This is a genomic window from Bacillus sp. P14.5, from assembly GCF_003316765.1.
Lineage (GTDB): Bacteria > Bacillota > Bacilli > Bacillales > Bacillaceae_B > Rossellomorea.
In genome coordinates, this window is sequence record NZ_NIJF01000096.1 from 25,628 (window position 1) to 40,363 (window position 14,736).

Sequence of the window (14,736 nt, forward strand, 5' to 3'; positions counted from 1 at the left end):
ATAATATTTTAGGTGCTCAATTATTTTATTGCTAGCGTTATATTTATCAGTGGCACCTTTTCTGTATAAAAAATAGAGGACAAGTCCTTAACGGATTGCCCCCCATGTTTATACAATAATTTATTCCTCGTTAATTCAACTCGTATTGCGCTTCAGCTCTGCCTCTTTATTATATATTTCCCGGAAAATATCCATTATACGAGTTAAGGTTACAAATTATGATAGGCCTCCAGGTAACTTAGAAGGGATTGCTGTGAAGCGACCAGCTTGGCGAGTTCCGAGGAAGACTTATATTCCTGGAGGTTAAGAGCAGCTGCACCCAGCTTTTCTTGCAGCCCTTTCATACTTTCGCTTGTTTTGATGGCAGTGATGTCTTTCAGGAGTGTATTGATTTCATCAAGCTTTTCATCATTTACACTTCCTGTTGTATACGCACTTGAACTTTCGGCAGCTACTGCTGAATATAGGCTTGCCGATTTTTCCAGGAAGTCAGCATCAGCTTTAGATCCTTCCACTTGTTTCTCTGGCAGGACAATATCTTTGGCATACACTTCGATGTTCTGCTCTGTCAGCTTTTCACCCATTGCTTTGGCGCTTTCCAAGTCACCAGCCGTTCCAACGAAAAGGTACTGGCTCCCTTCCATTTCTATCTGTATAACCGGCAGCCCTTTTGCTTCTATAGATGATTTCATTGTATTGGCCGAGTCTGCAGTGGAAAAGTAACCTCCCTGCAAGACAGAGGCATTCATGCTCTTCAAGGAAATACTTCCTCCGCCTTCTGAAGGTGAGGCTGCTTCACCTGCATTAGCACTGCCGGGCTCCTGAAGCTTTATGGCAGGTGCGGACTGCTCTCCTTCCGTGATTACATTAAGAATAATGAAGCCGAATATGAGGGAAAGAGCTACTGCGCCTACCAGCGTATAGATGATGCGGGCAATTCCCGGAGTTATTCCCCCTCCGCTGTAATTCCTTTTTCCTTTTTCTTATTCTTCTGGACATAATTGATTTTCTTGAACTCTTTAGGGACCGGATCTTCATCTGGAAGAACCCATTCAAAGGAATCATCTTCTGCCCGTTCTTCAGCAGCAGCAGATTCCTGCTCGCCCAATTTCCAATTATGTACAGGAAGATCTTCCTGGAAATCTTTTTTATCGCCATTGATCTTGATGGTGATGCCGGCAGTTTTCTTTTCCCGCTTGTCCACTTTTGACCCCCTCCTTTTTGTCGTTTTTTTCATGCTATCACAGCGCATTAAAAAAAGAACAAGACTTTTGTCGTCTTGTCCCAAGAGGTTTTCGTCAATTTTTTCACTTGGATGATATCAGGCTAACATTTATATCTTTCATTAGGACGGGCGTATAGTCTTCCCCGTCAATTTCGCATAGCTTTTTGGTTTCACCGATGAAGCAGATAGATACAATGCTTTCTTTATTTACCACAACGAAAGTATCATTATCTTCCGGATTCAAAAGTTTCTTTGTAAAAGGATCCCGAATCTTTTCTATCATATTATTTTCATAGAGAGTTTTATAAGAGATTTCGGTGAGTTCATTATCATGCAGCAGGGATTCTTTTGCGTACAAGCTGGCTGCATCTTTTAAAGTATGGGCATTGGCGACAAACGCCTGATGTTTTGATTTTTCTATAATTTGGCCGATGGCGAGGACTGCGATCATCCCGATGATCCCCATTATAACGATGACCGCCAGCAGCTCGACCAGCGTCAATCCTTTTTGATTCAGTTTCATTAGGTCCAGCCCCTTTGCAGGCTCTCTTTTTATTCGTCGTCTTCCTCTTCCAAATCACCGTAGGAGCTGAAAGGATTCACCTTATTTGCTGGAGGCGGGGATTTCAGTCCAGGCATCTCTTCTATCAGTTGAATCATGTCAGGCAGATAGAAAGCGGCGACCACCAGCTTGTAGCTGACTTTATCATAACTGTCACCCTCAGCCGTTGATTCTTCCGGCCCCTCAAAGGCAACCTGTTCAATTTCTGTTATTCTATCAAGCTCTTCAAGAACTTCCAGGAATCTTTCCATTTCGAAATAGCTTGGAGATTCTACTGAAAGGGTGGCGCTGATTTTCTTCAGCCCCTGTGGCAGCAGTTCCTGCGGCTGTGCTTCTGAATCAACTTCTGTCTGTGCTTCTTCACCGGTACTTTCATCACCCTGTGCAGAAGAAATATTCTCTATGTCCTCTTCAGCGCTTTGCGAAGTCAGAGGCAGGGTCACATCGCCCTCGGCAAACTGAATGCTTGATACGAAACTGGTGGATATCGTCTCCGCCTTTTCCAGATCAAGCAGGAGCTTTTCTGTCATAGGTTTAACAGGAACCTTCTTCTGAAGAGAGATTGAACTCTGAAAGGTTTCCTGCTCGATATTGGTTGTCTTTTCTTCTAGCAGGGAAATCAGTTTCTCTTCTGTTTCCAGTTCCTGCTCTCGCAGGGCAATTTCCTTCTGGACCGGATTGTACAGCAGGAAATAGACTCCTGTTAAGATCAAAATTCCAAGAAGTAAAGAACCGGCGATAAGGAGCCACTCTCTTTTTTAAATTGGAGGTTCATTATTCATCCCCTCCTTCATTCTCAGCCTGAAGCTCATTTTTTATGGCCGCCTGGTTCAGTGAGATTTCATACTGACCCAAGTATCTTGGCATGATTTTATCTTCAGACAGGACGATGGTATCCTCTGCTGTTTCGCCCTGTGACGTTTCGACAGATGTCAGCTTTGCTTCCCCTATCCACTTGGAACCTTTCAGGTCATTGAGGAAGTAGGCAGCCTGTCTGCTCGTGTCGAACTGGACATTGAGGTTGATCATGCCTTCTTCCGTGTAATTGAACGACTTGAAGAAGCCTCTCTCAGGAAGCAGGGCCGTGAGATGCTCAAGAACCGGCACCGTATCAATCGGATACTGTTCAGCCCACTTGACAGCGGTTTGAAGCTCTTGCAGGCCGTCGGATGATTGAATGCTGTTCATCGCAGTTTCCTGCTGAAGGCGGAATTCTTTCTTCATCTCAAGATCTTTAGTCAAATTCTCTAATTTTTGCTGAGTCAGATTCGTATTAATCAGCAGGAATGCCGTCCCGATAATCGTCAATACAATAGATGCAATCGCAATATAGACCGGCAGCCTGCGTTTTCGTTCTTTCTGTGGAAGTAAATTGATATCAATCAGCATCACAGCACCTCTTTCAGCGCGAGACCGACAGCCAGGTCATAGTATGCCGGCACTGACTGCCCTTTAGAGTCAAGCATGGAATCCTGTGGTGCTTTATGTACAGATGCGCTCAGTCTTTCCGTTAAGGTTGTGTAGATTTCGTTTAGATAGGGATGGTCTCCAGTCAAAATGACATTGTTCACATTGACCTCTCCCTTATTCAGAGAGTATTTATAAAAACTGAACACTTTCTCGATCTCTTTGAACGTATCTTCCAAGTAAAATATTCCTCCGCGATGTGGATCAGGGGATGTTTCTGGAAGCTCTACATCTCCCTGGAAGGAAATCGGCCTGAGAAAGATCGGCTGGTTTTTATGAAAAATGGAAATGGTCAAAAGTTTTTCATCAAACTGAAGAATCATTTCGTGATCGGAACTTCTCACCATATCATTGTGATAAAAGAATCTGTAGAGAGCTAACGGAGAAATATCGGCGACCACCGGCTTCAACTTCACTTCATCAAGGATATCTCTATAGGTATGAATGACTTCTTCAGGCGAAGCCACCAGCAGTATCTCCTGTTTATCGTCTTTCTCCCCAAGCTTCACGACATCAAATAGAGGATCTTCAAAAGGAAGATGAATGCTTGTGCCGATTTCCATGAACAGATAGCCTTTCAATTCATCCTCAGCGATATCCCCTGGAACGAGCACTCTTTTGACGATGATAGATGTGCTGGGAACAATGAAGCGGACCTGCCGCTTCTTGATTCCCCAGTCATAAATACACTCCTCCAGAATCATGGCAAGGGTGTCATATTCAATGATCTTTCCATCTGTAATGACGCCTTGAGGAAGAAGCTTCTCTCCATAATTCTGCACAATCAGCGGAGATCCCATCTTCAAGTCTGCGTAGCGGATTGCTGTATCAGTGATGACAAGATTCGCTATTCTATTGTTATTACCAAACAATCCAAAGTTCATTGAATATAACCCCTTTACCTAACGCTCTTTTCGTAAACTTTTCTGCTATTTAATATAAATTTCGAAAAACACGAACCTGTTCGGAGAGAAAACCCAGTATCCAGGGGAAAAATCCGGTGCTTGGGATTTTTCCGAAAGCCACAATTTATCGAAAACAGCTCTATCTAAAAACCCATTAAGAGTGATAAATACCAGTCTATAATACTGTCATAATAAAAATACGATATTAAAGCACCTGCTGCTATGAAAGGCCCGAACGGAATTGGTTTTTTTCTTTCGAAGAAGCCTGCGGCCAGCCCGATTATTCCAATCACCGCCCCAAGAAGAGTTGCGAGGAAAAACGCCAGCAGAACCGGTCCTGCCCCCATAACAAAGCCAATGAGCGCGTACAATTTAATATCGCCGCCGCCCATTCCGCCTTTACTGATGACAGCGATCAGCAGAAGCAGGCTGAATCCGATGGCGCTTCCAGCCAAAGAATTCCACCACGGGTCCAACGGGATAAATATCCGTTCTAACAAAAAAAGCCCCGAGAAAAATAACAGAACTTTATCCGGGATGATCATGTATTTTATATCAGAAACAAAGATGATGACAAAAAGCGAAACAAGTGTGAGAGCAACAAGAAGTTCCGGCTCCCATCCGATGATAGAATACGAGATTAGAAATAGTATGGCGGTTGAGGCTTCCACTAAAGGATAAAGAGGAGAAATGCGCTCCCTGCAGCGGGAACACTTTCCTCCTTGAATGATGTACGACAGCACCGGAATCAATTCCAGCGCTGTCAGGGTATGACCGCATGCCGGACAAGAGGAACGCGGCTTGACGATCGATTGGTTAAGCGGCACCCTGAGACCTACTACGTTGTAGAAGGAGCCTAGTAGGAGGCCGTAGATAACCAAGAGCAATATTATCATTTTAATTTTCGTCTACAGAATCTCTTGATAATGCATTCTCAGCAACATTAGTGATATTCCGATCTGCTCCAATTAAGGTTACAGAGTAAGTGAATTTACTAGAATCATTAGTAATCGTAACAAATGAGCTATCCGTAGGTTCATCCGAAAAAGTGGCTTGATCTACTGCTCCTCTTTCATATGTAGTCTCATCACCGTCAGGATCTTCTACTGTTTCAATATATCCTTCTCCTTCTAAGTAACCTAAGCTTATATAAGTCGATTCTCCATCAGCCGGATGAATATTATCATTAGAAGTAACCGCAATCTTAGCAGAGTTAATCATTTGAGTAGCATTCGCAACATGAGCATCCTTCCTAGAGTTATCAATCAATCCACCAATACTAGGGATGGCAATAGCAGCAATAATTCCAAGGATGACAACGACAGCAAGCAATTCGATAAGGGTTAACCCTCTTTGGTCTTTCAGTTTTTGACCGATTTTCTTAAACATTCTCCGTACCTCCTATGGTTCTTTTAGATTAGGTAAATAGTATTTCTGTTTTAATTATACATGACAATTTTGTCATTTAAAGTAGCAAATTGTAAAATTTTTAAAGAAATTGTTTAATAGCCTTGTACGTTGTTGAAGATCTCGAACATTGGCACCATGATCGATGTGACGATGGTCCCGACCAATGCGGCGAGGAAGACGATCATCAGCGGTTCGATCAGGGATTTCAAGCGGTCTGTGCTGTTTTCGACTTCTTTTTCATAGAAGTCCGCTACTTTTCCCAGCATGGAATCCAGTGAACCGGTTGTTTCCCCGATGGCGATCATCTGGGTGACGAGCGGCGGAAACGCCCAGTGCTTTTTCATCGGCTCTGTCAGAGATGTCCCTTTTTCAAGAGAATCCCTGGATTGACGGAGTACTCTGGCGACCACTTCATTCTCGACGACCTTCTCGACGATTGCCAGAGCCTGCAGGATCGGGACCGAGCTGGAAAACAAGGAACTTAATGTTCTTGTCATTCTGGCCAGTGCCGCTTTTTGAATCATGCTGCCGAAGATCGGCATGCGCAGCATCGCGTAGTCAAAATAATATTTCGTTTTGCTATTTCTCTTGATTACCATGATGCCGGCCGCAAATGCCGCCATGGCTGCCGTTACCAAATACCAATACTTCTGCATGAATTCACTCGAGCCCAATACGAATTGCGTGATGGCAGGAAGCTCGCCTCCAAAATCCGAAAGCATGGTGACAAACGTCGGTACCACGGCCACCAGCAGGAAGATGACGACCGCTATCGCGATCACTCCTACTACCGCCGGATAAGCAAGGGCGGAAACGATCTTCTGTCTTGTCATATGCTGCTTTTCATAATGTGTGGCAAGGCTTTCCAGGGTTTCGTCCAGGCTTCCAGATGCTTCCCCTGCCCTGATCATGTTGATCAGCATTGATTCGAAAATCCTTCTGTGTTTGGCAAGTGCATCCGAAAGCGGATTTCCGTCTTTCAGCTCTGACTGCACTTCAACCAGCGCTTTGCCTAAAGGTTTGCTTTCTGTCTGCGAGGAAAGGATGTCCGTGGCGTCCACAACGGTTACCCCTGCCTGCAGGAGGGTCGCAAACTGTCTTAGAAAAATGACCATGTGCTGCAGCTTGACCGGATTTCCAATTGCTATATCCTTGGTCAGCAGAGTTTCCGGGACTTCATTCATCTCGATGACCCGGATGCCTTGGTTCTTCAGTTTGAGCATCGCTTCCCTTGTCGATCCTGCCGTTAATATCCCTGACTTTTTGCCTGTCCGTCCTCGTCCTGTATATTTAAAGCGCGCCATCTAGGTCGTCTGCTCCATTTCAATATAAGGAAAGGCCGATTCCCGGGAGATGATACCGGATTCATACAGATTTCTGATGCTGGACGACATGAGATGCATCCCCAATCCTTTTGAAGTTTGCAGGATATTATCGATTTGGTGGACCTTTTCGGAACGAATCAGGTTGGCGATCGCCGGATTATTGACGAGCAGCTCCGTTGCGGCCCGCCTTCCTTTTTTATCAACCGTCGGGAACAGCCTCTGGGACAGAATCGCCACTAGGACCGAGGCGAGCTGGATCCTTACCTGTGCCTGCTGCTCAGGAGGAAATACATCCACAATCCGCTCGATTGTAGCTGCCGAACTGGACGTATGTAAGGTAGCAAATACAAGATGTCCTGTTTCAGCAGCCGTTATTGCCGTATGAATCGTTTCAAGATCCCGCATCTCCCCGACAAGTATGATGTCCGGATCCTGGCGGAGCGCACTGCGAAGCCCTCTTGAGAAGTTCTTCGTATCAAAGCCGACTTCACGCTGATCGATGATGGAACTGCCATGCTTGTGAAGATACTCAATGGGATCCTCCAGGGTGATGACATGCTTGCGCATGGTCCGGTTCACATGGTCGATCATCGAAGCCAGCGTAGTGGATTTCCCGCTTCCCGTCGGACCTGTGACAAGGACAAGGCCCTGAGGTTTTTCAGTAATCTTTTTCAGCACCGGCGGAAGCGACAAGTCATCAATGCTTGGGATGCTTGTCGGCACAATCCTGATGGCAAGCGAAATGCACGAGCGCTGCTGATAGACGTTGATCCGGAAACGAGATATTCCCGGAATGCCATAGGAGAAATCAAGCTCGCCTTGATCCAGGAACATCTTCCAGAGATCTTCGGGAACGATCGACTTCGCCATGCCCTCTGTGTCAGCAGGCTTCAGGATGTCTTTGCCATACCTCTTCAAATCCCCATGAAGGCGGAACACAGGTGGCGCGCCAACGGTCAAGTGTATATCGGATGCCTTCAGCTCGTATGCTGACCGCAATAAATAGTCGATTTTCTCTTTCATTTCTATCACCTATTCTGAAATGGCTACCCGAAGGATTTCTTCGGTCGTCGTCAAGCCTTGTTTTACTTTCAATAATCCATCGTCGACGAGTAAGATGGTCTTGTTTTTCACCGCATGTTCACGAAGCTTGGAAAACGATTCGCCATTTAATATGACTTTTCTCATGTCCTCATTCATGACAAGGACTTCGTGGATCGCGAGGCGTCCCTTATAGCCTGTCATGTTGCAGGAAGAACAGCCTTCTCCCCGCATGATTTTATCGATTTTCATGCCTCTTTTGGCAAAGATTTCGACCTCGCGCTTACTCGGTTCATGCTCACGGCCGCAGTCACGGCACACTTTCCTGACAAGACGCTGGGCAACAATGCCGCTCAATGAAGAAGCGACAAGGAACGGCTCCACTCCCATATCCAGAAGTCTCGTGACGGTTCCTAGAGAATCGTTGGTGTGGATAGTACTAAGAACAAGATGTCCTGTTAAAGAAGCCCTGATGGAGACTTCCACTGTTTCCTTGTCACGTATCTCCCCGACCATGATGATGTTCGGATCCTGACGCAGAATGGCTCTCAAGCCCTTGGCAAATGTGAGGCCGACGTTGGGGTTAACCCCAATCTGGTTGATGCCTTCAAGCTGGTACTCGACAGGATCTTCAACTGTGATGATGTTGACTTCTTCACTATTCAAATGGTTTAACGCTGCATAGAGTGTAGAGGACTTACCCGACCCCGTCGGACCTGTAATGAGGACGATCCCTGTCGGCTGCTTGATCATATCCATGAACCGCTTGAAATTCAGTTTATTGAACCCCAGCTGCTTGATATCATTCAATGCAGAGCTGAGATCGAGTATCCGCATGACGACCTTTTCACCGAATACGGTCGGCAGTGTGGAGACACGGAGATCGACCGGCCTGTAATCCACATTGGTTTTGATCCTTCCGTCCTGCGGCACCCTGAACTCTGTGATATCGAGATTGGCCATGATCTTGATCCTTGCTATCAGCATGCTCTGCATATGCTTCGGCAGGTTTCTTTCCGTTCTCAAGACACCATCAATCCGGTAGCGGATCGATACCTTCGTCTCCTGGGGATCGATGTGGATATCACTGGCCTTTTGCGTGACCGCATTTGAAAGGATCTGGTTGACAAGCTTAACGATCGGCGAATCCTGATCGACAATCGTCTGTTCTTCTATATTGTTCTTTTCAGGCTTTTCATTGACAAGCTCTTCAAAGCCTTCTTCCGTATCATAGTACTTGGTGACCGCCCTTAGGATATCATCCTTTGTCGCAATCGCTGTTTCGATTTGAAAACCCGTCGACAGCCTCAGGTCTTCTATCGCATAGAAGTCCATTGGGTCTGACATGGCGACATAAAGCTTCTCACCTTCTTTTTTCAAAGGAATCATAAGGTTCCTTTTTGCCTCTTCCTTTGGAATCAGGTGAAAGAGATTTGTATCAAAAGGATAACGATATAAGCTGACATGCGGGATGCCCAGCTGGAACTCGAGGACCTCGATCAGCTGCTGTTCGGTGATATATCCTTTTTGCAACAGGGCATCCCCAAGCTTTTGCCCTTGTTCTTTTTCCTGCAGCGCCATATTAAGTTTTTCTTCTGAAATCAGGCCCGCTTCCACTAAAAGATCGCCGAGCCTCTTCCTGGTCTGTACCATCCAATCACCAGCTTATCTAAATTTCTAGTTCATTTTTTTTATCTTCGTCAGCTGCGGCATCTTTTACATTGGATGCCGCAGCTTTGCCGGTATCTGAATTTGAGCCGTTGTTGTCTTCTACATCCGTGGACGAGCCGCTTTCATTGTCATTTTCAGATGAGTTGTTCTCTTCATCTGAATCATCACTGTTTCCGGAATTCGGCGGAGGTCCGCTGGTTCCGGTTGAATCGGAGTCTTCATCACTGTCAGTCAAAGGATTTTCGACAATATCTTTTTCGTCAACATCTTCCGGAGCTTCTTCCAAGCTATGAATCTCAATTCTATGGACAGGCGGATAAAAATCCTCGGCCATCAGCTTTTCTTCTATTATGTCACCAGTATCACCGATGCTCTGGCGGAACACTTTGATCAAGATGCCCTTCCTTCCTTCTTCAGGCACCTGAACAACATTCTTCTCGAGAAAAGGATTGTACTGGACGATTTTCTTTTGAGGAAATTCTTCTTTGTCCTTCAGCGTTACTTTATAATCTGTCGCCAATGGAAAACCGATCAGCTTGGCGTACAGCTGATTGTCGAGAAGCTCCAGTACAATGAGGTAATCATTATTGTTCGGATTGGCAAAAACAAAATCCTGGTTGCTTGCCCCATCCACTTTGGCCTCATAGCCAAGCTCTATTTCAGCAGGCAGTTCCGGACTGGTGTTTCGCTCTATGATAGAAAAATTGGACTGCAGGACCAGCTTGTACAGAAGGGAAGTGATAACACTGAGTTCTTCTCCCTTTTCATTGCTGGTAAAACCGCTATCTTCCATATGGCGGAGGAACGAGAATTCAGTTCCCTGCTTCACAGTGATTTGCGGAAAGGCTTCTACGAATCTCTTAATCTCTGGTGTAACTGTGATTTTTTCAGAAAGCGCCTCGGCAGTAACTTCCTCCACACTTCCTTTTTCAAAATAATCACTGAGCGAGATGACAGAGCTGCTTGGCAGCATGGACGCCTGGCTGATTAAGTCCTGTTCCAATGACGCCGTATCCATTTCTTCTGCAGACATTTCCGGATAGACTGATTTCAATTGGTCCATAAGGGTTTCCATGTCTACAGTGACAGCCAGAGGAGTGGTTCCTCCCCCGCTGGCATTCTGCACGCTTTGATTGATATCAACAGAAAAGAGAGAAAGATCAATGTCCGTTTCCTGTCCTGAAAGTTCTGCCGTCATCATGGCTGTCGCTTTCCATTCGGCTATCGCTTGGGCAAGGGCATTCTTTGCCTCCTGCTCGGACTGACCTCCCACATTGATGGAAGCCACCATTGTGGACGGTTTGATCACATCGGCCTCAGTGAATTTATTCAATGCAAAAGAGCCTGCATGGGAAAAACCGAAAATAAAAACGGTGGCAGAGAGCAGTGGTATAAATACTTTCTTAACTGGTCTGTTCTCCATGTCAATCTCGCGCTCCCTTCACATTAATCTTGTGTATTCATTGTCAATTCAACGAATACGGACGGTCCTTCATCTTGTGCTCTGGAGATGTCCCCTTCAGTCAAGATGGTGCCATTTGAGATGATGGTTTCGCCGGATACACCTGAGATATCTTTAGTGACACGCTTGCCTTTTAACAATCCTGCCTGCTTATTTCTGATGTTTTCCAAGTCGCTTGATCCGTCTTCTTCAATATCAAGTTCGGCTTGATTTTGCGGAATCAGGTCTTCTACAGAGTCCTTAAAACGGCCCGCTGAATCTTCTTTGACGATTAGAATATCTTTTCCGTAAGTAAGGATTTGCTCTGCTTCCAGCACCTTTTCACTTTCTTTCATTCCTACAAGAATGCCGATGATATTTCCTGTCTCATCATCCACATAGTACTCTTTCGCTTCTCCGATCAATTGGCCTTTTCTGGACATGACCTTTGTATCATTGATGCGGATTTTCTTGTTTACCAGCGCATTTGCGATCGGAATTTCATTCAAGTCAATCACAGCATTTCCGTTTTCCACCGTGACCGCATACTCTCCGATCCCGATTACCTTTTTAAACGGAATGGCCTTCACACTTACCTGCCAATCCTCATGCTCGATCGTCAGGAAATCAACTGATCCTTTTTCAGGATTCACAACCAGGGATTTGACACTCCCAATTTCCACTCCATCGGCGATACTGATAATCGGCAAACCTAAAATTTCATTACTTTTCTTCATACTGCTGCACCTATTCCCTTCCAATTTACATCATTTGTTTTAAAGTATTCTTCCATGCTATTTCTTTATAGTCATTCAATTCACTTTTCAGCACGGGATATGAAAGGAATCTTTCTTCCATTCCTTTTATGAAAGCCATCATTTTTTCGTATTCCTGAGATTCATGATAACGTTGAATTAATTGCTGTGAGATGACATAGTAATCTCGATCATGAAGCTCAGGATGCAGGTACTGCCCTGCTAGCGCTTCAAATTCTTCAAGGGCCATCTTGTTTTTATAGTAAGCCAGTTCTTCCGCTATCGTATGGATGATCAATGTCTGCAGCTGAGCGTTCCCTTCTGGTTCCTGCCCCTGCTGTGTTTCCTCCTCGGAACTCTGATCTTCCTCACCATGGTAAGACTCCTCGATTGAATCCTCCATCTCGTCAGCTTCCAGTAATGCAGCAGGTTCGAGCTCCTCTTCTTGCTCTTCACCCTGCTCTATGGAATCCCCAGAGTGCAAGATTTCACTTTCGACTGTCTGGATATCATCTTCTCCGGCTTCTAAAATTCCTTCTTCCAATACAGGTTCTTCTGGTTCATCTGATGATTCGATTTCTTTTGATTCTTCGCCTTCATCCATACTTTCTTCAATTAAACTCAGCACTTCCAGACCTGACTCGTCAGCTGCTGCAGGCTTCATTAAGAATTCGGCTTCTATCTCTGTTAACTCCCCTAAAGCATGATCCCTATTTGCTTCCGGCTGGTCAGCTTCAGTGTCAGCGGTGATGTCATCCTCTAGATCGCTATATAGCTCTGAATCATCTTTGGCTGATTCCGTATCATCAGACCCATCAATCAATAATTCAATTTCACTAAGTTCCTGATGCTCTTCAGCTCTCTCATCTGACTCCCAGTCCTCATTCATGCCGATATGTGCTGATTCTTCTAATGACTCATCAATATCCGCCATTAGTGTTTCAACCTCATCTGTATTATGTACTGGTTCTGAATGATCCCCTTCTTCCTGCTGGATCAGCATTTCAATCTCACTTAAATCTTCATCAACAGTTTGTTCGAGAGTATCCTCTTCAAGAATGCTGTCTTCTTTATCTTCACTGTCTTGCTCGACATTTTCTTCTATTTCCGGCAAAGCAGCCTCTTCCTTTATATCGTACATGGAGCTGGCATTTTCAGTAAGCAAAGGAATTTCTTCGAGATCTTCATTGATAAATTCTGTTCTTGTATCATTCTCACTTTCTTCCAGGGCTTCTTCCTGAACAGCTTCCGGCTCTTCCAGAATGCTTTCCGGGGGTTCCTGTTCTTCCGCCACTGAGGTAAAAAGAACTTTTTCCGGCCTTTCTGTACCAACGACGGCCTCTGCGCTATTATTTCTATCCGCCAGGCCTTCTTCCGCAAGCAGCAGAGGACCAAAACGGTTTCCGATCATAACGGAGGAGACAATGACTAAAATGAATAAAATAATGGCAACCAGCCCAAGTGGATATTGGTTGGAGGCAAGCAAACCGAGAAGAGAGATCAAAAGCCCTCCCCCTGCTATCCAAACCTTTCCTTTTCTGGACATAGCGCCAGGCATGAAAAACAGGACAGGCAGCAATAAAACAAATGCAATTAAGGCAAAAATATATTCCTCCATCTTTTCACTCCCTTCAGAAAGTATTAATTTTCTATGAAATAAGTACTACTTCTACATTATTCGACTCTTAGTTATTGTATAATAAACTTAGGCATTTTGAAAGAAGGTGACGGAATGAAACTGTCAAATATCTTCAGAAATAACCAAGGTTTGACACTTATTGAGGTTTTAGTCTCAGTTACGATACTAAGCACTGTTCTATTAGTCTTTTTAAATTTTTCTTTCAGGCAGGTACATATACAAATATGAATCAAAAGAAGACAGTGGCCGTCAACGTTGCCAGGAACGCATTGATGCACATGGAAAGCCAGAGTTTTCTTGAAGTTAAAAGAGAGTTTTCCGAAGTTAATGAAGGTACTGCGTCTCCAGAGGATCAATTTTTAGAGCTGAATCTGTGTGAGAATGGTTATAAGACCTTCAGACCCGGTGAGAATAGACCTGAGGGTTGTAACAATATTCCTATCAACGGGACTTTCTATGAAGTAACCATAAAGTCCAAAGAAGTTTCTCCTTCCCAAGAGGAAGAGTTGAATTACTATATACCGATCTCGGCAGAAGTGAGGTGGACGGCAAATGATAAAGACTTCGATACAAAAGTTGACGGAACGGTTAAAAGCGAAGACATCCGATGAAGAAGGCTTCACACTCATTGAGCTGCTTCTCACTTTAGCGATATCGGCAATCCTGCTTCCCGTCATATATGGAACCTTTTTGACAGGATATAAGATTTATGAAAAGGTCAGCATTGAGGGTCAGCTAAGGGAAGATGCCGACTATGTTTCCGCCATGCTGATGAATTCTCTTTATTCAACTCCGTTTGACTATGTGGACGAATGCGAAGATGAAGATAACTGCCTTATCTTCGTCGATAATATTGAAACAGCCCGCAACAACTATAATCCAGAAGTCATAGACCAGGATAAAAAGAGGGACGAAGAAGATATAGATTCATTTAAAATTAAATTAGTAGAGAAAAATGGGAAACACGTTTGGGAAACAGCGGCCGGTACAATCGACACCCCTTCTGATTTTCGCGGCTCCTCCATCAGTTTTGCTTGTTCAAATCCCCACCAGGACGATTTTGATGATGATGACACCAAGGAAGAAAAGTGTACCAATGCCATTATTGAGCTGGATTTTTCCATAGCACATGAAAATGTGGACCGAAATGAACAGCTCAATCTTGAAAGCCAATTCGGGTTTTAAAAAAGATTTCTCACTAAACTTTGCTGTTTTCTGATGTCGAGAATAACGCCATAATTCACCATAATTTTTTACTAGTATCCAAGAAAGAAACCGTTATATTAAATGGCACA

At 44.6% G+C, this 14,736-nt stretch carries 17 protein-coding genes; 3 read left to right on the plus strand and 14 right to left on the minus strand.

Annotated elements, in window-relative coordinates; genetic code table 11:
• Nucleotides 1–209: 209 nt before the first annotated feature.
• The 14 genes from B9Z54_RS20085 to B9Z54_RS20150 all read right to left on the minus strand — a co-directional run bounded on the left by B9Z54_RS20085 (nt 210) and on the right by B9Z54_RS20150 (nt 13,420).
• Nucleotides 210–749: a hypothetical protein gene (locus B9Z54_RS20085; RefSeq protein ID WP_162785304.1), complete on the minus strand. Its 540-nt coding sequence runs from the start codon at nt 747–749 to the stop codon at nt 210–212.
• Between the two features lie 197 nt (nt 750–946).
• Complete coding sequence (locus B9Z54_RS20090) at nt 947–1,204, minus strand: hypothetical protein (protein WP_113930164.1); 258 nt, start codon at nt 1,202–1,204, stop codon at nt 947–949.
• Nucleotides 1,205–1,307: 103 nt separating this feature from the next.
• The gene (locus B9Z54_RS20095) at nt 1,308–1,748 is read right to left on the minus strand and encodes a prepilin-type N-terminal cleavage/methylation domain-containing protein (RefSeq protein ID WP_113930165.1); all 441 of its coding nucleotides are present in this window, start codon (nt 1,746–1,748) and stop codon (nt 1,308–1,310) included.
• Between the two features lie 29 nt (nt 1,749–1,777).
• The gene (locus tag B9Z54_RS20100; RefSeq protein WP_113930166.1) at nt 1,778–2,500 is read right to left on the minus strand and encodes a hypothetical protein; all 723 of its coding nucleotides are present in this window, start codon (nt 2,498–2,500) and stop codon (nt 1,778–1,780) included.
• A 61-nt stretch (nt 2,501–2,561) separates the two neighbouring features.
• Complete coding sequence (locus tag B9Z54_RS20105) at nt 2,562–3,176, minus strand: PilN domain-containing protein (RefSeq protein WP_113930167.1); 615 nt, start codon at nt 3,174–3,176, stop codon at nt 2,562–2,564.
• Nucleotides 3,176–4,138, minus strand: a complete 963-nt coding sequence (gene pilM, locus B9Z54_RS20110) for a type IV pilus biogenesis protein PilM (RefSeq protein ID WP_113930168.1) — start codon at nt 4,136–4,138, stop codon at nt 3,176–3,178. The genes B9Z54_RS20105 and pilM overlap by 1 nt, the downstream gene beginning before the upstream one ends.
• Before the next feature lie 164 nt (nt 4,139–4,302).
• Entirely contained in the window at nt 4,303–5,055 is a 753-nt protein-coding gene (locus B9Z54_RS20115) for a prepilin peptidase (protein WP_113930169.1), read from the minus strand.
• Between the two features lies 1 nt (nt 5,056).
• The gene (locus B9Z54_RS20120) at nt 5,057–5,548 is read right to left on the minus strand and encodes a type II secretion system protein (RefSeq protein ID WP_113930170.1); all 492 of its coding nucleotides are present in this window, start codon (nt 5,546–5,548) and stop codon (nt 5,057–5,059) included.
• A gap of 113 nt (nt 5,549–5,661) precedes the next feature.
• Nucleotides 5,662–6,873: a type II secretion system F family protein gene (locus tag B9Z54_RS20125; protein ID WP_113930171.1), complete on the minus strand. Its 1,212-nt coding sequence runs from the start codon at nt 6,871–6,873 to the stop codon at nt 5,662–5,664.
• Entirely contained in the window at nt 6,874–7,917 is a 1,044-nt protein-coding gene (locus B9Z54_RS20130; RefSeq protein WP_113930172.1) for a type IV pilus twitching motility protein PilT, read from the minus strand.
• Between the two features lie 9 nt (nt 7,918–7,926).
• Nucleotides 7,927–9,588, minus strand: coding sequence for a GspE/PulE family protein (locus B9Z54_RS20135; protein WP_113930173.1), 1,662 nt, complete (start codon nt 9,586–9,588; stop codon nt 7,927–7,929).
• A gap of 16 nt (nt 9,589–9,604) precedes the next feature.
• Nucleotides 9,605–11,029, minus strand: a complete 1,425-nt coding sequence (locus B9Z54_RS20140) for a VanW family protein (RefSeq protein ID WP_113930174.1) — start codon at nt 11,027–11,029, stop codon at nt 9,605–9,607.
• 23 nt (nt 11,030–11,052) lie between these two features.
• Nucleotides 11,053–11,784, minus strand: coding sequence for a PRC-barrel domain-containing protein (locus B9Z54_RS20145; RefSeq protein WP_113930175.1), 732 nt, complete (start codon nt 11,782–11,784; stop codon nt 11,053–11,055).
• 25 nt (nt 11,785–11,809) lie between these two features.
• Nucleotides 11,810–13,420: a putative sodium/potassium/calcium exchanger gene (locus tag B9Z54_RS20150; RefSeq protein WP_113930176.1), complete on the minus strand. Its 1,611-nt coding sequence runs from the start codon at nt 13,418–13,420 to the stop codon at nt 11,810–11,812.
• A gap of 114 nt (nt 13,421–13,534) precedes the next feature.
• On the opposite strand from B9Z54_RS20150, the gene B9Z54_RS26745 reads away from it, so the two are divergent.
• From B9Z54_RS26745 to B9Z54_RS20165, 3 genes are read left to right on the plus strand one after another with little or no spacing between them, the layout of a single operon-like run.
• On the plus strand, nt 13,535–13,669 hold the full coding sequence (locus B9Z54_RS26745) for a prepilin-type N-terminal cleavage/methylation domain-containing protein (protein WP_113930177.1): 135 nt from the start codon (nt 13,535–13,537) through the stop codon (nt 13,667–13,669).
• Nucleotides 13,666–14,052, plus strand: coding sequence for a hypothetical protein (locus B9Z54_RS20160; RefSeq protein WP_113930178.1), 387 nt, complete (start codon nt 13,666–13,668; stop codon nt 14,050–14,052). The genes B9Z54_RS26745 and B9Z54_RS20160 overlap by 4 nt, the downstream gene beginning before the upstream one ends.
• On the plus strand, nt 13,994–14,626 hold the full coding sequence (locus tag B9Z54_RS20165) for a PilW family protein (protein WP_113930179.1): 633 nt from the start codon (nt 13,994–13,996) through the stop codon (nt 14,624–14,626). The genes B9Z54_RS20160 and B9Z54_RS20165 overlap by 59 nt, the downstream gene beginning before the upstream one ends.
• Nucleotides 14,627–14,736: the final 110 nt, after the last annotated feature.